19 protein-coding genes and 1 pseudogene are annotated in these 22,679 nt (G+C 74.9%); 7 read left to right on the top strand and 13 right to left on the bottom strand.

Annotated features, from left to right (window positions below; translation table 11 throughout):
• The first annotated feature begins 15 nt into the window (after positions 1 to 15).
• The 3 genes from ACIHEJ_RS10040 to ACIHEJ_RS10050 all read left to right on the top strand — a co-directional run bounded on the left by ACIHEJ_RS10040 (position 16) and on the right by ACIHEJ_RS10050 (position 2,899).
• Positions 16 to 864, top strand: a complete 849-nt coding sequence (locus ACIHEJ_RS10040) for an inositol monophosphatase family protein (protein ID WP_400133726.1) — start codon at positions 16 to 18, stop codon at positions 862 to 864.
• 110 nt (positions 865 to 974) lie between these two features.
• The gene (locus ACIHEJ_RS10045) at positions 975 to 2,393 is read left to right on the top strand and encodes a phytoene desaturase family protein (protein ID WP_400133727.1); all 1,419 of its coding nucleotides are present in this window, start codon (positions 975 to 977) and stop codon (positions 2,391 to 2,393) included.
• A complete protein-coding gene (locus ACIHEJ_RS10050) occupies positions 2,390 to 2,899 on the top strand; it encodes an O-acetyl-ADP-ribose deacetylase (RefSeq protein WP_400133729.1) in 510 nt (169 codons plus the stop codon). Before ACIHEJ_RS10045 ends, ACIHEJ_RS10050 begins: the two co-directional genes overlap by 4 nt.
• Before the next feature lie 11 nt (positions 2,900 to 2,910).
• On the opposite strand, the gene ACIHEJ_RS10055 is transcribed toward ACIHEJ_RS10050, so the two are convergent.
• The 4 genes and pseudogenes from ACIHEJ_RS10055 to ACIHEJ_RS10070 form a co-directional block, all read right to left on the bottom strand.
• Positions 2,911 to 4,446: a PLP-dependent aminotransferase family protein gene (locus ACIHEJ_RS10055; protein ID WP_400133731.1), complete on the bottom strand. Its 1,536-nt coding sequence runs from the start codon at positions 4,444 to 4,446 to the stop codon at positions 2,911 to 2,913.
• 22 nt (positions 4,447 to 4,468) lie between these two features.
• Complete coding sequence (locus ACIHEJ_RS10060; protein WP_400133733.1) at positions 4,469 to 5,170, bottom strand: B3/4 domain-containing protein; 702 nt, start codon at positions 5,168 to 5,170, stop codon at positions 4,469 to 4,471.
• A gap of 78 nt (positions 5,171 to 5,248) precedes the next feature.
• Positions 5,249 to 5,567, bottom strand: a pseudogene (locus tag ACIHEJ_RS10065) (respiratory nitrate reductase subunit gamma); the annotation flags it as partial.
• Positions 5,543 to 5,779, bottom strand: a complete 237-nt coding sequence (locus ACIHEJ_RS10070; protein ID WP_400133735.1) for a hypothetical protein — start codon at positions 5,777 to 5,779, stop codon at positions 5,543 to 5,545. The pseudogene ACIHEJ_RS10065 and the gene ACIHEJ_RS10070, both read right to left, overlap by 25 nt.
• 576 nt (positions 5,780 to 6,355) lie before the next feature.
• On the opposite strand from ACIHEJ_RS10070, the gene ACIHEJ_RS10075 reads away from it, so the two are divergent.
• The 4 genes from ACIHEJ_RS10075 to ACIHEJ_RS10090 all read left to right on the top strand — a co-directional run bounded on the left by ACIHEJ_RS10075 (position 6,356) and on the right by ACIHEJ_RS10090 (position 10,820).
• The gene (locus ACIHEJ_RS10075) at positions 6,356 to 7,126 is read left to right on the top strand and encodes a MarR family winged helix-turn-helix transcriptional regulator (RefSeq protein WP_400133737.1); all 771 of its coding nucleotides are present in this window, start codon (positions 6,356 to 6,358) and stop codon (positions 7,124 to 7,126) included.
• 656 nt (positions 7,127 to 7,782) lie between these two features.
• The gene (locus ACIHEJ_RS10080; protein WP_400133739.1) at positions 7,783 to 8,655 is read left to right on the top strand and encodes a methylenetetrahydrofolate reductase; all 873 of its coding nucleotides are present in this window, start codon (positions 7,783 to 7,785) and stop codon (positions 8,653 to 8,655) included.
• 141 nt (positions 8,656 to 8,796) lie between these two features.
• Positions 8,797 to 10,275, top strand: coding sequence for a DNA-3-methyladenine glycosylase 2 family protein (locus ACIHEJ_RS10085; RefSeq protein WP_400133742.1), 1,479 nt, complete (start codon positions 8,797 to 8,799; stop codon positions 10,273 to 10,275).
• Between the two features lie 62 nt (positions 10,276 to 10,337).
• Positions 10,338 to 10,820, top strand: a complete 483-nt coding sequence (locus ACIHEJ_RS10090; RefSeq protein ID WP_400133744.1) for a methylated-DNA--[protein]-cysteine S-methyltransferase — start codon at positions 10,338 to 10,340, stop codon at positions 10,818 to 10,820.
• Between the two features lie 6 nt (positions 10,821 to 10,826).
• On the opposite strand, the gene ACIHEJ_RS10095 is transcribed toward ACIHEJ_RS10090, so the two are convergent.
• From ACIHEJ_RS10095 to ACIHEJ_RS10135, 9 genes are all read right to left on the bottom strand, one after another.
• Positions 10,827 to 12,059, bottom strand: coding sequence for an acetyl-CoA carboxylase biotin carboxylase subunit family protein (locus tag ACIHEJ_RS10095; RefSeq protein ID WP_400133746.1), 1,233 nt, complete (start codon positions 12,057 to 12,059; stop codon positions 10,827 to 10,829).
• Between the two features lie 29 nt (positions 12,060 to 12,088).
• On the bottom strand, positions 12,089 to 12,589 hold the full coding sequence (locus ACIHEJ_RS10100) for a flavin reductase family protein (protein ID WP_400133748.1): 501 nt from the start codon (positions 12,587 to 12,589) through the stop codon (positions 12,089 to 12,091).
• Positions 12,586 to 13,947 (bottom strand): LLM class flavin-dependent oxidoreductase, encoded by a 1,362-nt coding sequence (locus ACIHEJ_RS10105; protein WP_400133750.1) that lies wholly within the window; start codon positions 13,945 to 13,947, stop codon positions 12,586 to 12,588. The genes ACIHEJ_RS10100 and ACIHEJ_RS10105 overlap by 4 nt, the downstream gene beginning before the upstream one ends.
• A gap of 90 nt (positions 13,948 to 14,037) precedes the next feature.
• Positions 14,038 to 14,997 carry a D-2-hydroxyacid dehydrogenase family protein gene (locus ACIHEJ_RS10110; protein WP_400133752.1) on the bottom strand — a complete coding sequence of 320 codons (960 nt, stop codon included), beginning with the start codon at positions 14,995 to 14,997 and terminating at the stop codon, positions 14,038 to 14,040.
• 1 nt (position 14,998) lies between these two features.
• Positions 14,999 to 16,036 (bottom strand): mandelate racemase/muconate lactonizing enzyme family protein, encoded by a 1,038-nt coding sequence (locus tag ACIHEJ_RS10115; protein WP_400133754.1) that lies wholly within the window; start codon positions 16,034 to 16,036, stop codon positions 14,999 to 15,001.
• Entirely contained in the window at positions 16,033 to 17,433 is a 1,401-nt protein-coding gene (locus ACIHEJ_RS10120; RefSeq protein ID WP_400133756.1) for a DUF6025 family protein, read from the bottom strand. The genes ACIHEJ_RS10115 and ACIHEJ_RS10120 overlap by 4 nt, the downstream gene beginning before the upstream one ends.
• Positions 17,430 to 20,084, bottom strand: coding sequence for an aconitate hydratase AcnA (gene acnA / locus ACIHEJ_RS10125; protein WP_400133758.1), 2,655 nt, complete (start codon positions 20,082 to 20,084; stop codon positions 17,430 to 17,432). Before acnA ends, ACIHEJ_RS10120 begins: the two co-directional genes overlap by 4 nt.
• On the bottom strand, positions 20,081 to 21,271 hold the full coding sequence (locus ACIHEJ_RS10130) for an ATP-grasp domain-containing protein (protein WP_400133760.1): 1,191 nt from the start codon (positions 21,269 to 21,271) through the stop codon (positions 20,081 to 20,083). The genes acnA and ACIHEJ_RS10130 overlap by 4 nt, the downstream gene beginning before the upstream one ends.
• Positions 21,268 to 22,656, bottom strand: a complete 1,389-nt coding sequence (locus ACIHEJ_RS10135; RefSeq protein ID WP_400133761.1) for a citrate/2-methylcitrate synthase — start codon at positions 22,654 to 22,656, stop codon at positions 21,268 to 21,270. Before ACIHEJ_RS10135 ends, ACIHEJ_RS10130 begins: the two co-directional genes overlap by 4 nt.
• Positions 22,657 to 22,679 lie beyond the last annotated feature (23 nt).

The raw sequence follows: 22,679 nt of genomic DNA on the forward strand, positions 1-22,679 counted from the left end.
TGCTCTCATGGAGGCATGATCGAAGCAATGACGGAAACCATCGACGAGTTTCTCAGCCGCCGCTCGGCGGACGTGGAGGAAGCCGTCCGCAAGGCGGCCGAGGCCGAGATCCTGCCCCGCTTCCGCCGCCTCGCCGCGGACGAGGTGGACCAGAAGAGCGGCCCGCACGACCTGGTGACGGACGCCGACCGCCTCGCCGAGAAGCGGCTCACCCAGGACCTCGGCGCCCTGCTGCCCGGCTCGGTGGTGGTCGGCGAGGAGGCGGTGCACGCCGACCCGGCGACGTACGACGCGCTGCAGGGCGACGCACCGGTGTGGATCGTCGACCCGGTCGACGGCACCCGCCAGTTCGTGCACGGCGACGACGGCTTCTGCACCCTGGTGGCGCTCGCCCACCGCGGGGTCGTCATGGCGTCGTGGACGTACGCGGCGGCACGCGACCAGTTCGCCACCGCCGTCCGCGGCCGGGGCGCCTTCCTGGACGGGCAGCGGCTGTGGGCGGGTCCGCCCGCGCCCGGCCGGGACCTCGCCGTCGCCACCTCCCACCCCGACTTCACCACCGACGAGCAGAAGCACGTGCTGCGCGCCCTGTGGACCGACGGTGTGGCACCGCGTCCGTGCGGCTCCGCGGGCCTGGAGTATCTGGCCGTCGCGCGGGGCGAGTTGGACGGCGTCGCGTTCAGCTGGGAGGCCGCCTGGGACCACGCGGCCGGACTGCTCCTCGTCGAGGAGGCGGGCGGAGCGCACCTCACCCGCACCGGCGAGCCGTTCCGCGTGACGGGTGGCAACGCACTGCCGTTCACCGCCGCCCGCGACACCGCCACGGCCCGGCGGCTGGCCGGACTGCTGCGCGCGCAGGGCTGACCCGGGCGGGTCCCGCACCCCGCCCGCCCCGCCGACCCGGGCCACGGGAGTGTCGGTCCCCCGGCATATCCTGATGCCGAGTGGCCATCGGCTGACGAAGGGGTCCGAAGGTGCCGTCGATGCTCGATGCGGTCGTGGTGGGTGCGGGACCGAACGGACTGACCGCTGCCGTGGAGCTGGCCCGCCGGGGCTTCTCCGTCGCCGTGTTCGAGGCGAAGTCCGCCGTGGGCGGTGGCGCCCGCACCGAGGAACTGACCCTTCCGGGCTTCCGGCACGACCCGTGCTCGGCCGCCCACCCCCTCGGCATCAACTCGCCCGCCTTCCGGGCCCTGCCCCTGGAGCGCTACGGCCTCGAATGGCTGCACGCCGAGCTGCCGATGGCGCACCCGTTCCCGGACGGCACCGCGGCCGTGCTGTCCCGGTCGGTCGCCGAGACCGCCGCGTCCTTCGGGCCGCGCGACGCGGGCGCGTACCGCAGGCTCGTCGAGCCGTTCCTCGCCCGCTGGGACACGCTCGTCCGGGACTTCATGTCCCTGCCGGCGACGGCGCTCCCGCGGGACCCCGTCACCCTGGCCCGCTTCGGGCTCGCCGGGCTGCCGCCCTCCACCTGGCTGATGCGCCGGTTCAAGGACGAGCGGGCCAAGGCCCTCTTCGCCGGGCTGGTCGCGCACGTGATGGCCCCGCTCGGCGGCCTCGCCACCGGAGCCGTCGGCCTGGTCTTCGCCCTGGCCGCGCACGCCCGCGGCTGGCCGGTGCCCCGCGGCGGCTCCCAGGCCATCTCCGACGCCCTGGCCGCCTACCTGAAGGACCTCGGCGGCGCGGTGCACACCGACTACGAGGTCAAGCGCCTGGACGACCTGCCGCCCGCGCGCGCGTACGTCTTCGACACCTCGCCCGCCGCCCTCACCCGCATCGCCGGCTTCGGGGACCACTACGCGCACTACCGCTACGGCCCCGGCGTCTTCAAGATCGACTATGCGCTGGACGGCCCGGTCCCGTGGACCGCGCCCGAGGCGCGTGTCGCCGGCACCGTCCAGATCGGCGCGAGCCGGGCCGAGATCGGCACCGCCCTGCGCGCCGCCTCCCGCGAGGGCCGCGCGCCGGACCACCCCTTCCTGATCACCGTGCAGCCCGGCGTGGCCGACCCCTCCCGGGCGCCCGAGGGCAAGCAGGTCTTCTGGGCGTACGGCCATGTTCCCAACGGCTGGAGCGGCGACCTCACCGACGTCATGGAACGCCAACTGGAGCGTTTCGCCCCCGGTTTCCGCGACCGCGTCCTCGCCCGTGCCGTCGCCGGACCCGCCGAGGTGGCCGCCCGCAACGCCAACTACGTCGGCGGCGACATCGCCTGCGGCGCGACCTCCGGAATCCAGCTGCTGCTGCGCCCCAGGCTGTCGCTGTTCCCGTACCACACCCCCCACCCCGCCGTCTTCATCTGCTCCTCGGCCACCCCGCCGGGGCCCGGTGTGCACGGCATGTCGGGGCACAACGCGGCCAAGGCCGTCTGGCGAAGACTGAGGCAGACATGACCACCATCACCCTCGTCCAGGGTGACATCACCCGGCAGAGCGTCGACGCGATCGTCAACGCGGCCAACTCCTCGCTCCTCGGCGGCGGTGGCGTGGACGGCGCGATCCACCGCCGCGGCGGCCCCGCGATCCTGGAGGAGTGCCGGAAGCTGCGCGCCGCGCACTACGGCAAGGGCCTGCCCACCGGCCGGGCGGTCGCCACGACGGCCGGCGCCCTGGACGCCCGCTGGGTGATCCACACGGTGGGTCCGGTGTACTCCGCCACCGAGGATCGCTCCGGCCTGCTGGCGTCCTGCTACCGGGAGTCCCTGAAGGTCGCCGACGAACTCGGCGCCCGTACGGTCGCGTTCCCCGCCGTCTCCACCGGCGTCTACCGGTGGCCGATGGACGACGCGGCGCGGATCGCGGTGGAGACGGTACGGAACACACCGACGGGGGTCGGTGAGGTGCGCTTCGTCCTCTTCGACGAGCGGGCGTACGAGGCGTTCGCCCGGCAGGCCGGCTGATCCCGCGGCGGCTACAGTTCGCGCAGGGTCCTGCCGAGCAGTGCCACACCTTCGGCGATCACTCCCGGTGGGGTGGCCGCGTAGCCGAGGACGAGGCCGGGCCGGCCGGGTGTCTGCCGGTGCCAGGACAGCGGCTGGCACTTCACGCCCCGGGCGAGCGCGGCGGCGGCGAACGCGGTGTCGGGCACGTCGGCGGTGTACGTGACCGTCAGATGCAGTCCTGCCGCGGCGCCGTGCACGGTCGCGCCCGGCAGGTGCTCGGCGAGCGCGGCGATCATCGCGTCCCGGCGGCTGCGGTGCCGTCCGCGCAACAGCCGCAGGTGGCGCTCGAGTTGACCGGATTCCATCAGCCGGGCCAGCACCAGCTGCGGCAGCACCGCGTTGCCGAGGTCGTTGTAGCGCTTGGCGTCGGTCAGCGCGGCCCGGTGTCGGGGCGGTGCGAGCAGCCAGCCGATGCGCAGCGCCGGCGCGAGCAGCTTCGACACGCTGCCCAGGTAGCAGACCCGGTCGGCCAGCATCGCGCGCAGCGCGGGGACCGGCGGCCGGTCGTAGCGGTGCTCGGCGTCGTAGTCGTCCTCCAGGACCAGCCCGCCCTCCCCGGCCCAGCCCAGCAGCTCACGCCGGCGCTCGCCGCTGGTCACCACACCGGTGGGGAACTGGTGGGCCGGTGTGAGCAGCACCGCGCGGGCGCCGGTCGCCCGCAGCGCGTCCACCCGCACCCCCTCCGCGTCGACCGGTACCGGCGGGGTGGCGAGGCCGCCGTTGCGCAGGTGCTGCCGGGCGCCGAGCGAGCCGGGGTCCTCCACCGCGACGGCCTCGATGCCGTCCGCCCGCAGCACCGGGTGCAGCAGGGTCAGCGCCTGCGCGGTGCCCGCGACGATCAGCACCTCCTCCGGCTCCACCCGCACGCCCCGCATCCGCGCGAGCCAGCCGGCGACGGCCCGCCGCAGCCACGGTGTCCCGCGCGGGTCGCCGTAGCCGAGATGCTCGGCGGACAGCTCGCCCAGCACGGCCCGTTCGGCACGCAGCCAGGCGGTGCGCGGGAAGGTGGTGAGGTCGGGGCGGCCGGGCGTGAAGTCGACGGCGGCGGGCGCGGCCCGCAGGAGGTCGAAGACGTCGGGACCGGGTTCGCCGTCCGGGAAGGGGACACCCGCAACGGGGGTGCCGGGGGCCTGCGCGCCCGAGGTGACGGAGTCGAGTGCGGCTGGGGCACCGCAGGCGGGCGCGCCCCGGATGCCGCAGGCCGGGGCCGGCGGTGCCGCGACCACCACCGTGCCGCCGCGGCGGCGTCCCTCCACGTGGCCGTCCTCGCCGAGGCGCCGGTACGCCTCCGTGACCACGCCCCGCGAGACGCGCAGCTCCGCCGCCAGCACCCGGCTCGGCGGCAGTCTGCCGCCCACCGTCAGGGCGCCCTCGGCTATCGCCCGCCGCAGCCGCCCGGCCAGCCACTCCGCCTTGCCGTCCGTCGGCACGTCACCGACGGCCAGCTGCAGGAAGTCCGAGCCGCGCCCGGCGAGTCGCTCCACGCCCTCGTTCACCGTGCCCATGCTGTCACGCGCCCGTGCCGGGTCAGTCGCCGAGGACGAAGTCCGGTGCGGCCGGGGTGAGTACGGTCTTCCGGGTGACGGCCGCCCAGTGCGCCGCGACCTCCTCCTCGAGGGTCTTCAGCAGCTCGGGCACCATCTCCGCACCGCCCTCGTGCATCGCCTCCGCCACCACCAGCACCCGCCCCGTGTGCTCGCCGACGGCCGAGAAGCCGCTCTGCCGATGGGTCCAGCGGCGTGCGTGCGCCCGGCCGGCCGAGTCGACGAACGTCACCTCGCCGGGCACCGGATGCTCGACGCCGCCGCCGAACGGGACGTACTCCTCCTCCCCGCCCGCCGGGCGCACCTCCAGCAGTGGCCCGGCGATCCGGTCGAGGTCGAGGACCGCGACGGGCACCGCGTACGCCACCGACAGGGCGTTGCACAGGTCGACCAGCGGATGGATGCGCGGCAGCGCCCCCTCCTTCCGCAGCCGCCGCAGCAGCGACTCGGACGCGCACCGGTACTGCGTCGGCTTCATCCCCATCCGGCTGAACGTCCGCCGCCACGCCAGCACTTCGGGAAACTCGCCCTCGGTGGTCCCGGCCAGCCGGGCCACGGCCCGGGCGGTGTACGCGGCGGCGCGCGGCCCGGTGTCCGCGCGGGCGTCGACACCGGTGGCGTACAGCGCGCCGGAGGCCAGTTCGGGGTACGTGGACCAGATGCTCGGCGCGTGCCGGAATCGCATGGTGGTGATCTCCTCGGGTTCGGGATCACCACCCTGCCGAGACCGTGGTCCGCTCACCAGAGCCAAAAGGGGTGCGTCTCACTGGTCCATAGCCGTGCCGCGCGCCCCGGCACCGCCCCGGGAGCGGTAGACGACGTAGGGCCGGACGACGTAGCCGAGCGGGACGGTGAAGGCGTGCACCAGGCGGCCGAACGGCCACAGCCCGAACAGGGCGAGGGCGAGGGCGAGGGCGAGCAGGGCGTGCAGCCGGTACACGAGCGGGGCGTGCGCCATGGCGCCGACGTCGGGGTCGAGGGCGGACAGGCTGCGGAACCGGACGGCCACCCCGAGCCGGTGGTCGTAGGGGGCTGGTCACCGAGGAGGCGGTGGCGGTCAGTCCGGCGAGGAGGACCAGGGCGGTTGGTGATCAGCGCGATCAGCTTCAGCAGGCCGGCGGCGACCAGCCGCGGTGACGGCGCCGACCGGGACGGCCGGCGCGCTGATCACGACGACGCGCGGCGGGACGTGGAAGTCGCCCAGGTGCGGGATCTTGAGCGCGGGCAGATGCCGGGCCGGGGCGGGCCGGGTGGGGGCGTGGGCTCTGGCGGGCGTCTGGGACAGGGGTGGCATGAAGGCTCCGTAGGGTACGGCGGCAGGGGCGGCGGCCGGGCACGGCAGGGCGGCCCCGGTGCCGGGGCGGAGAGGCCCCGGCCGGGGGCTGCGGCGCCACCGGGCGGCACCGCCCGTGCCGGTGTGAGGAAGTGGCGGACCTCGGACATGGCGGACGGACGCGCCTCGTTGCGCGTGCGTCGGGAAAGGGGTGCGGCCGGTGCCCTCAACAGGGCACGGCGCGCGCGGAGTCCACCCGCCCGGGGCGCCGGATGCGCATCCTGCGCCCTCCGCACACCCGGCAGGTGTTCGCCGTGAGCGGGGACGGGACCCGCAGGCCCCCCGTGACGTGGTACTCGGCGCGCAGGCGACCCCGGGCGTTCGTAGGCGCCCTCCCAGGCGTGCCTCCAGCGCAGGCACACGAAGGAATAGGCTTCGCGTATCGGCTCGGATCTCATCGTCATCACCCTCGGCACCGGAACCGTCGCGCCCGCTCGGTCCAGCTGCCCCGAGCTTGTCATTGCAGTCTGCAATCGTCACCATGGGTGACGGGTGGCGTCCGGATCGTGGAGGGAAGGAAGGGGGGGCGAGGAGCCCATGGCCGAGCAGGACGGCGTCCCGGACCAGGCGGGGGAGCAGAGGGGAGCGCCCGGGGGGCCGCCGCGGACGCCGCAGGCGGCCGGAGCGGCGGCGGTCGGAAAGGCGCGGAGCGGGGTGGCGGAGATCGAGGAGGCGCCGGCCGGGCCGGTGACAGCGGCCGGGGAGACGCCGGTCCGGGCGCCCGGGGCCGAAGAGGGGTCGGACCAGGCGGCGGGGGGCGGTGAGGCGCCGGACCGGGGCGCGGGGTCCGAGGAGGCGCTGGACCGGGAGGCCGAGGAGATCACGCTCGCGGTGATGGCCGCCTCCCGGCTGATCGTCGCCCTCTCCGCGCGTGCCCTCGCCTCCGTCGACGTACCGCTGACGCTGCCCCAGCTGCGCTCCCTGGTCGCGCTGCGCACCTGCGGCCCGATCAAGCTCGCGGTGATGGCCGCCACGCTGGGCGTCACGCCGTCCACCGCACTGCGCATGGTCGAGCGCCTGGAGGCCCTGGACCTCACCGACCGGCGCGTCAACCCGGACAACCGCCGAGAGGTCGTCCTGCGGCTGACCCCCGCGGGAGAGGACCTGGTGGACCGCGTGCTCAGCCACCGGCGCGCGCAGATCCGCGCCCTGGTGGAACGGCTGCCCGCCCAGGAGCGCGCCGGTCTGGTGCCGGCGCTCACCGCGCTCACGGCCGTGGCGGCCGGCCTCGATCCCGTTCTCGATCCGTCCGCCGAGGCGGGCCGGCTGGCAGGCGTGCTCGACGATCCGCTGAACCCGGCGCCGTAGCGGCCCGGGATCTGCGCGCGGGTGCCCGGCGGTCCTGTCGGGGACGACCGACCGGGCGGCCGTTCGCCCGCGTCACGGGCCCGCCGGGCGGGCCGGATCAGTGCCCCGGCCGGCGGTCGCGTGTCCTCGGCGCCGGTTCCGCGCAGCTCCTCGGCCTGCACCCGCCGGGCGACGGCCGCGGGCACCTCCGCGTCGGGCACCCCGAGGGTGTTCCGGCCGGCGATGTCGAGTCCGCCCGTCCGCGGCCCGGCCGCCCAGGGACCGCCGCCGCCCACCGGGCCGCCCGCGCCCGCGAGGAGGTGTGGCCGGCCCCCGCTCGTCCCGGCGACGCCGTGCACCGTCCACGGAAGCCGGCGAACGGCGAACGGCGGACGGCGGCGACCGGTCCCGGACGCCCGGCCCCGCCCCCGTCGAGGACGCCCGTGTGGGCGGCGACCCGCCGTCCGTACGCTTCGCCCCCGGACCGCAGGGGCTGATTCAGCCGCACGGAAGCAGCCGGCCGGCACGCCCGTCGGCGCCCCGGCGTGTCGCGTCCTGCTGCACCGAGCCGGGCGGACGGCACCGGCGTCGCGCCCCGGGCCGCCCCCGGCCCGAACGTCCCGCGGCCCCCGTGACATCATCGGCCCGGGTCAGACCGCAGTCGTACGAGGAGCACGATGAACCCCGCTCTCACCGTCCCCCCGGCGGTCGGTACCGCTCTGCTCGACGACTTCTCGCTGGAGATGACCGGCAAGGACGTGGCCCGGCTCGAGGAGGCGCGGGACAGCATCCCGCCGGGCACCCGCATCAACATCACCTTCCTCGCGGGTGAGGACCTCGGCATGCGGCTGGCCGCCGCCCGCGCGGTCAAGCGGCTCGGCTTCGTCCCCGTACCGCACATCTCCGCACGCCGTCTGCCCTCCCGCGGTGCCCTGGAGGAGTTCCTGTCCGGGCTGGCGGCGGACGGCACCGCCGAGAACGTGTTCGTCGTCGGCGGCGACCCCGCCCGCCCCGAGGGCCCCTACGCGGACGCCCTCGCCGTCCTGCGCACCGGACTGCTGCGGCACCACGGCGTCCGGCACATCGGCATCAGCGGCTACCCCGAGGGCCACCCCGCCATAGCCGACGGCTCGCTGTGGTCGGCGCTCACGGACAAGGCCGCGGCCATCGGGGCCGACCGGTTCACCGGCGACGTGATCACCCAGTTCGGCTTCGACGTCGACCCCGTGCTCGGCTGGCTGGAAGCCGCCCGCGCCCGGGGCGTGCACCTGCCCGTCCGCATCGGCGTCCCCGGACCGGCCGGCGTCCGCAGGCTGCTCGGCTACGCCGGCCGGTTCGGCGTCGCCACCAGCGCCTCCGTCGCCCGCAAGTACGGCTTCTCGCTGACCAACCTCATGGGCACCACCGGCCCGGACCGCTTCCTGCACGCCCTGGCCCACCGCTACGACCCGGCACGGCACGGCACGGTCAAGGTGCACTTCTACACGTTCGGCGGCCTGCGCCCCACCGCCGAGTGGATCACCCGGTTCCGCCAGGACGGCCGCCCGTAGGACGGCCGTGTGCCGATCACGGGCGGGGCCCGCCGTCGGACGGGCGCCCGGTGTGCGGCGACCGGCGGCACAGCAGGCCGGCGGACGCTGATGTCGGATTTCCGCCAGCGACCGGCCCCTGCCGTGGCCGATCCTTGAGGCATGCAGACAGCGACGCACCTCGACCGGGAGCACTGCGTACGTGCCGTGCAGTCCAAGGACGCGCGGTTCGACGGGTGGTTCTTCACGGCCGTCCTGACCACCCGCATCTACTGCCGACCCAGCTGCCCCGTCGTGCCGCCCAAGCCGGAGAACATGACGTTCTACCCGAGCGCCGCCGCCTGCCAGCAGGCCGGGTTCCGGGCCTGCAAGCGCTGCCGCCCCGACACCAGCCCCGGCTCCCCGGAGTGGAACCTGCGCGCCGACCTGGTGGCCCGGGCCATGCGGCTCATCGCCGACGGCGTCGTGGACCGCGAGGGCGTGCCCGGGCTCGCCGCCCGGCTCGGCTACAGCACCCGGCAGGTGGAGCGGCAGCTCCTCGCGGAGCTGGGCGCCGGCCCCCTCGCGCTCGCCCGTGCCCAGCGCGCCCAGACCGCGCGGCTGCTCGTCGAGACCACTCCGCTGCCCATGGCGGAGATCGCCTTCGCGGCCGGCTTCTCCTCCATCCGCACCTTCAACGACACCGTCCGCGAGGTCTTCGCACTGTCCCCGAGCGACCTGCGCTCCCGGGCGCCCCGCAGCGGCCCCGGCATGCCGGGCGGACTCTCCCTGCGGCTGCCGTTCCGCGTCCCGCTCAACCCCGCCAACCTCTTCGGCCACCTCGCCGCCACCGCCGTACCCGGCGTGGAGGAGTGGCGGGACGGCGCGTACCGGCGCACGCTGCGGCTGCCGTACGGGCACGGCATCGTCGCGCTCAGCCCGCGCCCCGACCACATCGCCTGCCGGCTCACCCTGAGCGACCTGCGCGACCTGACCGTGGCGATCAGCCGCTGCCGCCGCATGCTGGACCTGGACGCCGACCCGGTCGCCGTGGACGACCGGCTGCGCACCGACCCGCTGCTCGCGCCGCTGGTCGACCGGGCGCCCGGCCGCCGGGTGCCGCGCACGGTCGACGAGGCGGAGTTCGCCGTACGGGCCGTCCTCGGGCAGCAGGTCTCCACGGCTGCCGCCCGCACCCACGCGGCCCGGCTCGTCACCGCGCACGGCAAGCCCCTGGACGACCCCGAGGGCGGCCTCACGCACCTCTTCCCGTCCCCCGAGGCGCTGGCCGGCGTCGACCCCGAGACGCTGGCGATGCCGCGCACCCGGCGCACCACCCTCACCACCCTCGTCCGCGGGCTCGCCGACGGCACGCTGCACCTGGGTGTCGAGTCCGACTGGGCCGAGGCCCGCGCCCGCCTGCTCGCGCTGCCCGGCTTCGGACCCTGGACGGTCGACGTCATCGCCATGCGCGCCCTCGGCGACCCCGACGCCTTCCTCCCCACCGACCTCGGCATCCGGCGCGCGGCGGGGGAGCTGGGCCTGCCGTCCACCCCGGCCGCGCTCACCGCCCGTGCCGAGGCCTGGCGGCCCTGGCGGGCGTACGCGGTGCAGTACCTGTGGGCGACCGACAGCCACCCGATCAACTTCCTGCCGGTATAAGGCATTCCAGACAGTCCAGGCCTTCCGCTGTACGGCATCCCGCATTCACAAGGACCTTCGCGATGAAGCAGCACACCGTCATCGACAGCCCCTACGGCCCCCTCACCCTCGTCGCCGACGACGGCGTGCTGTGCGGCCTCTACATGACCGACCAGCGGCACCGCCCGGCGCAGGAGACCTTCGGCGGCCTCGACGACTCCCTCTTCGCCGAGGCCGAGGAACAGCTGACGGCCTACTTCGCGGGCGAGCTGACCGAGTTCACCCTCCCGCTCGCCCTGCACGGGACGCCGTTCCAGCGCAGCGTCTGGGACCAGCTGACCCGGATCCCGTACGGCGAGACCCGGAGCTACGGCGAGCTCGCCGACGCCCTCGGCAACCCCAAGGCGTCCCGCGCGGTCGGCCTCGCCAACGGCCGGAACCCGATCGGCATCATCGTCCCCTGCCACCGCGTGATCGGCGCGGGCGGCTCCCTCACCGGGTACGGCGGCGGACTGGACCGCAAGCGCCGGCTGCTGGACTTCGAGCGCGGTACGTCCCTCTTCTAGCGAGGGTCAGAGCCAGGAGGTGTGCAGGTTCCACCACTCGGTCAGCAGCGTCAGGCGCTTGCGGATCTCGTCGGGGGTGTCCCCGGTGACCAGCGCCCCGGCCGCGGACTGGGCGGCGTACTCCAGGCCCGCGCACTCGGTGCCGGGCTCCAGGTGGACGGTGAGGTCCACGCCGGGGACCGGGCAGGGCTCGGCGGGCGGGGTGAAGCGGCCGTGGCCGGGCGGGAAGAGGACCCAGCCGGTGGGCGCCCCGGGGGCGTCCGGCTGCCCGGCGAGGGTGAGGGCGCTGCCGCACTGCGCCCGCAGTCCCTCCTTGGCCAGGTGGACGCCGAAGGCCCGCTCGTAGGTGTCGGCGATCAGACCGCCTCCGGCGCGGCTGGCGATCTCGCACACGACGGGCCTGCCGTCGGCGCCGAGCCACGCCTCGAGGTGGAACGCGAGCGGCAGGGGTGCGGCGGGAAGGGCCGCGACGACGTCCTGCGCGAGGGTGCGCAAGCCGGCCGTACGCTCGTCGTCCGCGGCCAGCAGGACGCTGCTGAGCTGGGTCTGGCCCTGCAGGTGCTCGGCGACGCCGCTGTTGTACTGCGAAGGCCAGCAGTGCACGACGCGGCCGTCCCGCATGATGCCGTCCACGTGGAAGAAGTCGCCGTGGACGAAGCCCTCCGCCATCCACTGCCCGGCCAGGAACGGCACCTCGGAGGACTTCTGGCGAGCCAGGAAGGCCTCCAGGTCCGCGGTGGTGCGCAGCACGCCCACGCCCTCGGCGCCGGCGCCGGAACGCGGCTTGACGACCACCGGGCCGTCCTCGGCGTCGAGGAAGTCGAGCAGGTCCAGCGGGCTGTCGACCGCGGCGAAGGACGGTACGGGCAGGCCGGCGTCCCGCAGCAGGGCCTTCATCACCGCCTTGTCGCGGTAGGCCGTCGCGCTCGCGGTCCCCTGGCCCGGCAGCCCCAGGCGCTCGCGCAGCCGGGCCGCCCGCAGGACGTCGTCCTCGCTGGTGCTGGCCACCAGCTCCGCGCCATGGGCGCGGGCCGCCTCCTCGGCGGCCAGTTCGGTGGACCACGCGTAGTAGTCGTCCACCAGGCGGTGGGCGGGGAAGTGCGCGGCGAGCACGTCCTCCGCGCCGGCCACCGCCTTGTGCGTGGTGAGCAGCACGACGCTGTCGGCGGTGTCGTCCAGCCACTGGTGGAGGGGGCGCTTCGTCAGCGGCTGACGGGAGTACAGAAGTACCTTCGGCATGGGTGCGCAATCCGTGGGGTCGTGGGACGTCACAGGGCGAGTGAGGTGGGGGCGGCGGTCACCGGCCGGATCTGTCCGTGCAGGTGCACCAGCGCGTCGCCGGCCGCGCCGGAGCGTGCGTGCTCCACGGCGCCGACCACGAGGTGGTGGTCGCCGATGCGGAACTGCTCGCGGCGGCTGCACACCAGCCAGGCCAGGCAGTCGTCGAGCAGCGGGACGCCGTGCGGTCCGGTGTGCCAGCGGGTGGGTGCGGCGAACCGGTCGGTGCCGGGTGCGGCGAATCGTTCCGCCACGTCGGCCTGGTCCGCGCCCATCACCTGGATCCCGAACCAGCGGCTGTCCCGGATCCGGGCCCAGGTGGAGGAGGTGCCGGCCAGGCAGAAGGAGACCAGCGCCGGCTCGGCGCTGACGGACGTGAAGGAGGTGATGGTCACTCCGGCCGGCCCGTCGGCGCCGGGGGCGGTCAGCACGGCCACCCCCGACGCGTGGGCGCGCAGCACGGAGCGCAGGGTGCGGCCCTCGACGGTCACGGGCGTCGCTCCGCCGGGCGGCGGGCCGCGCCGAAGGCGGGCCGGGGCAGACCGAGGTTGGCGCGCAGCGTGGTGCCCTCGTACTCGCTGCGGAACAGCCCGCGGCGCTGCAGCTCCGGGACGAGCAGGTCGACGATGGCGTCGAGCCCGTCGGGCAGGTAGTCGGGCATGATGTTGAAGCCGTCCGCGGCCTCGCCCACGAACCACTCCTCCAGTTCGTCGGCGATGGTCTCCGGGGTGCCGAGCAGGAACCGGTGGCCGCGCCCGGCCGACACCGACAGGTACAACTCGCGGATCGTCAGCCCCTCGCGCCGTGCCTGCTCGTAGATCAGCTGCTGCTTGCTGGTGGAGCCCTCCGTGGGCGGGAGCTCGGGCAGCGGGCCGTCCAGCGGGTACCCGGAGATGTCGACGTCGCCGAGCTGGCCGGTGAGCAGGCCGAGCCCGACCACGGGGTCGACGAGCTCCTGCAGGACGGCGTACTTGTCCTCGGCCTCGGCCCGCGTGCGGCCGACCACGATGAAGGCGCCGGGCAGAACCTTGACGTCCTCCGGGTTGCGGCCGTGGTCCGCCGCCAGCTTCTTGATGCCGCGGTAGAACGTCTGCGCCTGGTCCAGGGTCTGCTGGGCGGTGAACACCACCTCGGCCCAGCGGGCGGCGAAGTCCTGGCCGTCGGGGGAGGAACCGGCCTGCACGATCACCGGGTAACCCTGCGGCGGCCGGGCCACGTTGAGCGGACCGCGCACCGAGAAGTGCTCCCCCTTGTGGTGCAGGATGTGCAGCTTGGCCGGGTCGAAGAAGCGGCCCGAGGCCTTGTCGTACTCGAAGGCGTCGTCCTCCCAGCTGTCCCACAGCCCGGTGACGACGTCCATGAACTCACGGGCCCGGTCGTAGCGCGTGGCGTGGTCGGGCTGCTTGTCCAGGTTGAAGTTCTGCGCCTCGGCGTCCGTCACGGAGGTGACCACGTTCCACCCGGAGCGTCCGGAGCTCAGGAAGTCCAGTGAGGCGAACTTGCGGGCGATGTTGAAGGGTTCGTTGTACGTCGTGGATGCGGTGGCCGTCAGCCCGATGTGCGTGGTGTGCACGGCCAGCGCGGACAGCAGGGTCAGTGGCTCGAAGTGGACCATGCGGCCCTGCCGGCTCAGCTCCTCGGCGTCCCGGTAGGTGGTGCGCACACCGGCGCCGTCGGAGAGGAAGACCATGTCGAACTTGCCGCGTTCGGCGGTCTGCACCAGCGAGCGGTAGTAGTCGAAGTCCAGGCCACCGTCGGGGCGGGCGTTCGGGTGCCGCCAGGCGGCGACGTGGTGGCCCGGAGCGGGCAGGAAGGCGCCGAGTTTCATCATGCGGCGGGACGGGCTCACGGTGGTGGTCTCCGTTTCGTACGGGGAACGGTGGGCGGGGTGGAGCGGAGCCCGGCGGGCGCGTGGCCCGCCGGAGCTCACGACGGCACGTCAGCCGAGGACCCGGACCGGGTCGCCGGCGAGGTAGGCCTGGATGTCCTCCACGGCCTGGCCGTAGTAGCGCTCGTAGTTGGCGCGGGACACGTAACCCAGGTGCGGGGTGGCGAGCAGGCGCGGCGCGGTGCGCACCGGGTGGTCGGCGGGCAGGGGTTCGACGTCGAAGACATCGAGGCCGGCGCCGGCGATGCGGCCCTCGTGCAGCGCGGCGAGCAGCGCGTCCTGGTCGACGATCGCGGCCCGCGAGGTGTTGACCAGGTACGCGGTCGGCTTGAGCAGGGCGAGTTCGCCGGCCCCGAGCAGGCCCCGGGTGCGATCGCTCAGCTTGAGGTGGACGGAGACGAAGTCGCTGCTCGTGAGCAGCTCCTCCTTGGAGGGGGCGAGGGACACGCCGACCTCGTCGGCGCGTTCCTTGGTGAGGTTCTGGCTCCAGGCGGTGACCTCCATGCCGAAGGCGAGCCCGACCCGGGCCACCAGGGCGCCGATCTTGCCCAGGCCCAGCAGCCCGAGGGTGCGGCCGTGCAGGTCGGCACCGACGGTGGACTGCCAGGGGCCGCCCTCGCGCAGCGCCTCGTTCTCCTGGACGACGCCGCGGGCGAGGCCGAGGAGCAGAGCCCAGGTCAGCTCGACCGGCGGGGTGGAGGAGCTCTGGGTGCCGCACACGGTGACGCCGTTCGCCCGCGCGGCCGCGTAGTCGATCGACGAGTTGCGCATGCCGGAGGCGATCAGCAGCTTCAGGCGCGGCAGCCGGTCCAGCAGGGAGGCCGGGAACGGGACCCGCTCGCGCAGGGTGACCACGCAGTCGAAGTCGGCGAGGGCCGCGACGAGGTCGTCCTCGCCCGTGAAGTGCTCGGTGAAGGCGACGACCTCGACGCGGTCGCCCAGGGCCGGCCAGTCGCCGAACGTGCTCGCCACGTTCTGGAAGTCGTCGAGTACGGCGCAGCGGAATTTCATGTCATGTCTCCCACAGGTTCTGGCTGTCGGTGCACGGGCGGGCACCCAGTCCGGGGCCGCCCGGCAGCACGATCCTGCCCCGGTCGATCACGGCGCCGCTGAACGGGTCGTCCTCGAGACCGAGATGGCCGTCGAGATCCAGCCAGTCGGCCAGCGGGGCCAGTTGGGCCATGGCGGTCACCCCGAGGGAGCTCTCGGTCTTGCAGCCGAGCATCACACCGAGGCCCGCCCGCCGGGCCACGGCGATCATGTCCAGGGCCGCTCGCAGACCGCCGCACTTGGTCAGCTTGAGGTTCACCGCCGACACCCGGCCGCGCAGCGGCAGCACGTCCTCCGGGAGCACGCAGTCCTCGTCGGCGACGACGGGCACCGGCGCGTGCCGGTGCACGTGGGCCAGGCCTTCGAGGTCCCCCCGGGCGACGGGCTGTTCGAACAGCTCCACGCCGTGCCCGGCCAGCGTGCGTGCCACCTCCACGGCGCGCGGCGGGCTCCAGGAGCCGTTGCCGTCGACCCAGATGCGGCCGCCGTACACCGAGCGCAGCAGGCCCGCGCGGCTGCCGTCGTCGTCCGGCGTCAGCTTCAGCTTGAGGATCGGCCAGTCGGCCAGCTCCCGTGCGGCGCGCAGCAGTTCGGCCTCGTCGCCGGCGCCCAGGGAGAGCGCGGTCGGGGCGAGCGGGAGTCCGGCGAGGCCCAGCAGCCGGTGCAGGGGCTGGTCCGCGGCCTTGCCGAGCAGGTCGTGCAGGGCCAGGTCGACGGCCGCGGCCACGGCCGGCCGGACCCCGGCGTCCCGGAGCGCGTCGAGAACGCGGCGCAGGTCGTACGGCCCGGCGTCGGCGAGCAGGGGCGCGCAGGCCGCCAGTTCCTCCGCGTCGGCGGCGAGCGCGGTGCCGTAGCCGGTCAGGCCCTGCCAGTCCAGGCGCAGGACGGTCTGCTCGACGTGCGTGGTGACGCCCCGGTTGCTGACGAACGGCTCCTCCAGTGCGATGCGGATCCGGCCGTGGGCGACCCGGGTCCCGGACCCGGTCAGGATGTCCGTCATGCCAGAACCTCCTCGAACGCCGCGACCAGCGCGGATGCCTGACGTAGCGTCAGATCGCGGAAGCCGTCGGGTTCCACGGGGGTCGCCGGCTCCCGCCGCGCCCCGTCGTGCGGTACGCCGCTGCCGTCCCGGAACCGGTCGAGCAGGTACGGCGAGAAAGACTCCCGGTGCTCGGCCAGCCAGCCCAGAGCCGTCTCGTACGCCTGCTCGGCGGGCGTGGACAGGACGGTCTTGAACAGCGCCCTGAGCTGCTCGGCGTCCCCTGGGGAGGTGTCGGGCGGGCAGAGCATGAAGACGGGCGCGGGCAGCAGGACGAGGCACAGCGGGTGCGCCTCGGCGAAGTCCCGCACGAGCGGACCCATGATGCCGCGCAGGGCGCGGGCGGTGGACTTGCGGCCGAAGTAGCCGCCGCGGCGCGGCGGACAGCCGGCCATCGCCCGGGCGCCCCAGTGCAGATGGACCCGGACGCCGTGCTCGGTGAGGCCGGGCGGACGCCCGGCCTCACCGCCCGGCTCCGCGTCCGGGTAGTCGGCGCCGAACAGGGCCGACAACGCGGTCGTCAGCAGGTGGGACATCACCGGCAGCACCGGCGGCAGGGAGGCCGCCCGGACGAAGAACGCGTGCGGTTCGGTCAGCGCGCGCAGCGGGAGCAGGGCCGCCTCGGCGAGGGCGCGCGCCGAGGCGAACCGGTGGCCGTCGAGCACGTACCCGGTGCCGTCGGGACGCAGTTCGCAGCGGCCGACCTGGCCGTCCAGCCGGGCCGCGTGACTGATCAGCTCGGCGTACGCCCGGCGCGGGTTGTCCTGGTGGGCGGCCTCCGCAAGGAGCACGCACAACATGTCCGTCACCAGCGGGGCGTGGGCGACCAGCCGCGTGGCCTCCAGCTCGAAGCGGTAGCCGGTGAGCGCGCGCATCCGCTGCCAGTGCACCTCGACCAGCGGAGTGAGCGCACCGTCCGCCTCGGCCTGCACCACGGGGCAGAACAGCGGGCGCGAGCGGTCGCGCCGTACGAAGGCCCGACCGTCCCAGGTGTACAGCGGCAGCGGTCGGCGACGGCCCCGCTCGACCAGGGAGCCGGGGAGGTAGACACCGTCGCCGCCCGACGGGTCCGCCTCGGTCTGGGTGAAGCCGTAGATCAGCGGGAACCCGTGGCCGCCGCCGCAGACGGCGGTGTTGAAGTCCATCGGGCCGGACCGGCCGAGCGCGATGTCCTCCCAGTTGCCCAGATGGCCGCTGCGCGGCGGCAGCAGGCCCTCCTCGGCGCGCACCGCGTCGAGCAGGGTGCCGACGCGCACGTCGCGGGTGCCCAGGTGGACCGGGGCGAAGGCACCGGCCCGCCCGGTGAGCGGCTCGGCGGCCGCGGCCAGGTCCAGCGCGTGCAGCAGACGGCCGCTCATCGTGCCTCCTCCTCACGGGCGATGCGCTCGATCAGGTGGGGCAGGGTGCCGCCCGCGCGCAGCACGGCCCACTCGCCGGCGGAATGCACGTCGGCCCGTGCGTCGAAGGTGATGCCGCCCGCCGTGACCGCGACGGTCCCGCTCTCGCCGGCCAGGTCCACGGCGAGGTCGAACTCCTCGCGTCCGGTCAGCCCCAGCGAGCGCCAGGACGTGCCCTCGGGCAGCAGCAGCGGCAGGATGCCCATGGCGCACAGGTTGGTGCGGTGGATGCGTTCGAAGCTCTCGGCGAGCACCGCGCGCACGCCGAGCAGCCAGGGGCCCTTGGCCGCCCAGTCCCGGGACGAGCCCATGCCGTAGCTGCGGCCTGCCAGCACGATCAGCGGGGTGCCGGTGGCGGCGTACCGCTGGGCGGCCTCGTGGACGGGCAGCCGCTCGCCGCTCGGCAGGTGCAGGGTGTCGCCGCCGCCCTCCCCGTCACCGAGCAGCCGGTTGACCAGACGCGGGTTGCTGAAGGTGCCGCGTGCCATCACCTCGTGGTTGCCGCGCCGTGATCCGTAGGAGTTGAGATCCGTCACCCCGCGTGCGCGCAGGTGGCGGCCCGCCGAGGAGCCGGGGGGGATGGCGCCCACCGGCGAGATGTGGTCGGTGCTGACGTCGTCGCCGAGGGCCAGCAGGACGCGGGCACCGGTCAGGGGGCGGGCGGCGGGGGCGGGGCCCGCGTAGGCGGGCGGGCGGATGTAGGTGGACGTCTCGTCCCACGGGAAGACGTCGGACCCGGGAGCGGTCAGCGCGGACCAGCCGCCCGCCGGGTCCGCCGCCACGGGGCCCGCGGCCTCGGCGGCGAACACCTCGGGGGTGACGTACGCGCTCTCCAGGGCGGCGAGCTCGGCGGAGTCCGGCCACAGGTCGCGCAGGTACACGGGCTCACCGTCGTGGCCGGTGCCGAGCGGTTCGGTCTCGAGGTCGGCGCGGACGTGACCCACCAGGGCCAGCGCGACCACGAGGGCGGGCGAGGCCAGATAGCCGGCCCGCACCTGGGCGTGCACGCGGGCCTCGAAGTTGCGGTTGCCGCTGAGCACCGCGCCGACGGTCAGGCCCTCGCGCTCCACCACGGCCCCGACCCCCTCGGCCAGCGGTCCGCTGCCGCCGTTGCAGGTCATGCAGCCGTAGCCGGCGACGTGGAAGCCCAGCCGTTCGAGGTACGGCAGCAGCCCGGCGTCGCGCAGGTAACGGGTCACGGCGCGGGAGCCCGGGGAGAGGCTGGTGCGGACGTGAGAGGGCACGGTGAGGCCGCGTTCCACGGCCCGCCGGGCCACCAGCCCGGCGGCCAGCATCGCCTTCGGATTGGAGGTGCTGGTGCAGGAGGTGATCGACGCGATGACGAGGTCGCCGTCGCTGAGCCCCTGCGCGCTGCGCGGCGGGCGCGGGGACAACTCCCGGAAGGAGCCCGGCAGTCCGGCCAGCGAGATCCGCTGGTCCGGGCGGCTCGGCCCGGCCAGGCTCGCCTCGACGGCCCCGAGGTCGACGTCGATCACCCGCCCGAAGTGCGGCTCGGCGGCCGGGTCGCCGGACGGGTCGGCGAGCAGGGCCTGGGCGCGGCAGTACTCCGCCACGAGCCGGACGTGGTCCTCGTCGCGTCCGGTCTGCCGCAGGTAACGCAGGGTTTCCGCGTCGACCGGGAAGAACGCGCTCATGGCCCCGTACTCGGGCGCCATGTTGGCGATCGTGCAGCGGTCGGCGGCGGTGAGCGCGGCCACGCCGGGGCCGGTGAACTCCAGCATGAGGCCGCGGACGTTCTCCTCGCGCAGCCGCCGGGTGAGGGTGAGGACGACGTCGGTGGGCGACACGCCGGGGCGCGGTGCGCCGCTGAGCCGGACGCCGACGATCGGGGGGAGGCGGATCGGCTGGGCCAGGCCCAGCATGAGGGTCTCCGCCTCCAGGCCGCCGACGCCCCAGCCGAGCACGCCCAGACCGTTCACCATGGTGGTGTGGCTGTCCGTGCCGATCACCGTGTCGGGGCGCAGCAGCCCGCCGGGGTCCCGAGCGACCACCGAGGCCAGCCGTTCGAGGTTGACCTGGTGGACGATGCCGCTGCCCGGCGGGATGACGCGCAGGCCGTCGAACGCCGACTCCGCCCACTTCAGGAACGTGTACCGCTCCCGGTTGCGCTCCCACTCCAGTGCCTCGTTCAGGGCGAGCGCGTCCGGCCGGCCGGCGAAGTCGGTCTGCACGGAGTGGTCGACGACGACGTCGACGGGCAGCGCCGGCTCGACGCGGCCGGGCCGCGCCACCCGGTCGCGCAGCGCCGCCAGGTCCACGAGCAGCGGAATGCCGGTGTAGTCCTGCACCAGGATGCGCGCCGGGCGGAACACCGTCTCCAGGTCCGGCGCCTCGCCCGCGGCCAGGCGCTTGCCCAGCGTCGCGGCCCGGTCCGGGTCACCGTCCCGCAGCAGCGACTCCAGCAGCACCCGGCCGGTGTACGGCACGGCGTGCAGGGCGAACCCGGCGGTCGCGGCGAAGCCCGGAAGGCCGTACCACTCGGCGTGGCGGCCCGCGAGCCGTCCCCTCTCGATCACGGTCAGTCCGTCCCCTTCGTTGTCTTCGTCTTCGTCCGGTGCGGGCCGGCCGGCGCCCGGCGGCGGTGCGGTCATCCGGCGCACACCACCACGAACCGCAGCCGCGCGGCCGCCGCCAGGCTGCGGTCCACCGCCTGGCGACCGGTGGCGCCGGTGGCGATGACACAGGCGCCGCGGGACTCCGGGGTGAGCGCGCCGGGAGTCAGGGAGCCCGGTTCGCGCAGCCAGTGGACGGCCTCGACGCCTTCGAGGGCCGTCGCCTCCTCCGCGCCGTAGCAGCGCTCCAGCAGGCCGGGGGCGCGCGGGGTGACGAACCGGACGGCGGCCGCGCGGCTGGGCCGGTCGGGCAGTCCGTCCAGGACGCGCTGCCCGCACACCTGCCGTACCCACAGGTCGTCCAGGTCCAGGCCCAGGGCCAGCGCGGCCAGCTCCACGATCCGGTCGCCGCCGGGCCGCAGGTGGGTGCGCACCACGCGCAGTCCCGCGTCCGTCGCCACGATCCGGGTGTGCGTGGGACCGTCCGTGACGCCCAGGGCGTCGAGCACGCGCGGCAGGAACGCCTCGACCCGCGCGCGCAGCCGGTCGTCGACCCGCGTCGGCAGACAGTGCCCGGTGCGCACCCCGCTGACCGGGTCGAACAGCGGCTGGGTCAGACACACGAGCCGGTGCACGCCGTCCTCGGAGAACGCCTCGACCCCGTACTCGGTACCGTCGAGGAACTCCTCGACCATCATCGGGCGCCCCGGCTCCAGCGCGTCCGGCAGGTCGCCGGCCGAGCGGAGCACCGTGGCGGCCCCGGGGTCCGTGGCGTCGACGGGCTTGAGCACCAGCGGGTAGCCGTACACGGCGGCGAACGCCAGGACGTCCGCGGTGTCGCGCACCTCGCTCGCCGTCGTGCCGTCCACGCCGGCCTCGCGCAGCAGGGCCCGCATCAGCGGACCGTGGGCGGTCCCCCGCACCACCTCGACCGGGTGACCGGGGAGCCCCAGCTCCGCAGCGACGACCGCGGCACGGTCCTGGACCTCCTCGGCGAAGGCGCCCAGCGCGTCCACGGGGTCGTGCGCGGCGACGGTCCGGGCCGCCGCCGCCCACTCGCCGAGGGGGGCGGTGTCGGGCACGGCGACGATCCGCTCGTACCGCGACAGATCCTCCAGCGTGCCCAGCGCGGAGACGCTGGTGAGCAGGGTCAGCCGCCGCCCCAGCCGGTGCGCCGTGGCGTGCCGGCGGTCCTCGGCGCCGACGAGCAGCAGGTGCCCGCTCATCCGGCGGCTCCTGGGTACGGCAGACCGCGCGGGCCGACGTACTCCAGCAGCGGCCTGATCAGCACGTTGTTGGCGTGCTGCTCCAGCGCCTGGGCGACCCAGCCGGCGGTCCGGCCGATCACGAAGAGGGGGACCGCCAGGTCGTCGGGCAGGCCGAGCAGCCGGTAGGCGAGCCCGGCGTACAGGTCGACGTTGGGGGCGACCCCGTGCCTGCCGTACGGCCGCATCGCGGCGGCGACCGCGTCCAGGATCTCCAGGCCGCTGTGGTCCCCGCGCTCCTCGCTCAACTCGACGACGGTCTCCCGCAGATGCCGGACCCGGGGGTCCTCGGTGCGGTACACCCGGTGGCCGAAGCCCATCACCGGCCGGCCCTGCCGCTGGAGGTCGGCGACGTACCGTTCGGCGTTGCCGGGCTCGCCCACCTCGTCCACGAGCCGGACCGCGCGTTCGGCGGCGCCGCCGTGGACGGAGCCCGCGAACGCGGCGACGGCGGCGGTGAGCGCGGCCGCCATGCCGGAACGGCAGCCGATGGCGATCCGTGCCGTGAACGCCGAGGCGTTGGAGCTGTGGTCGGCGTGGACGATGAACCCCTTCTCGACGAACCGGACCGCCGCGGGCGAGGGGCGCTCGCCGAGCAGCGCGGTCAGGAACGTCTCCGCGTACGAGGTCTCGCCGGCCGGGACGACGAACTCCCGTCCGCTGCGGAAGGCATGGTGGGCGGCGACCAGCAGGGGAACCTGGGCGATCAGGCCGATCCCGGCCTCCAGCGCCTCGCCGTAGGTCTCGTCGCCGGCGCCGCGTACCGCACCGAAGGAACCGAGCGCGGACACCAGGGTCCGCAGCGCCTCCATCGGGTGGGCAGCGGCGAGCGAGCGGGCGAGGCCGACGACCGGTGCGGGCAGGTCCCGCCGGGCGCGCAGCTCCTTGCCGAACGCCTCCAGGGCGGTGGCGTCCGGGAGTTCGCCGTGCACCAGGAGATGCGCCACTTCCTCGAAGGAGGCGTTGCCCGCCAGGTCGTGGATGCTGTAGCCGCGGTACTCGAGGACGCCGTCCGCGCCGTCGATGCGGGTGACGGAGGTGCGGTCGAAGCGGACGCCCTCCAGGCCGCGGTGGACGGTGGTGGTCGCGGCCCCGGCGGAGGGCGCCGGGGCCGGTCCGGAGGTGGCGCCACCGCGCTCGGCGAAGGCACGGATGGCGGCCACCGTCCGCAGCTCCAGGATGAGTTCGTCGTCGACGGGCACCCCGTAGGCCTTTTCGAGGGCGACCATCAGTCCGACGTGGCCGAGGGAGTCCCACTCCCGGACCGACTGGTACTCGAGGTCGTCGGTGACCTGGTCCGGTGCGATCCCGAGAGTGCGCGCTATCAGCTGGTCGACGCTGCTCATGTGTGTTCTCCAGCGGGTGCTCG

It is taken from the genome of Streptomyces sp. NPDC052301 (assembly GCF_044593395.1).
Lineage (GTDB): Bacteria > Actinomycetota > Actinomycetes > Streptomycetales > Streptomycetaceae > Streptomyces.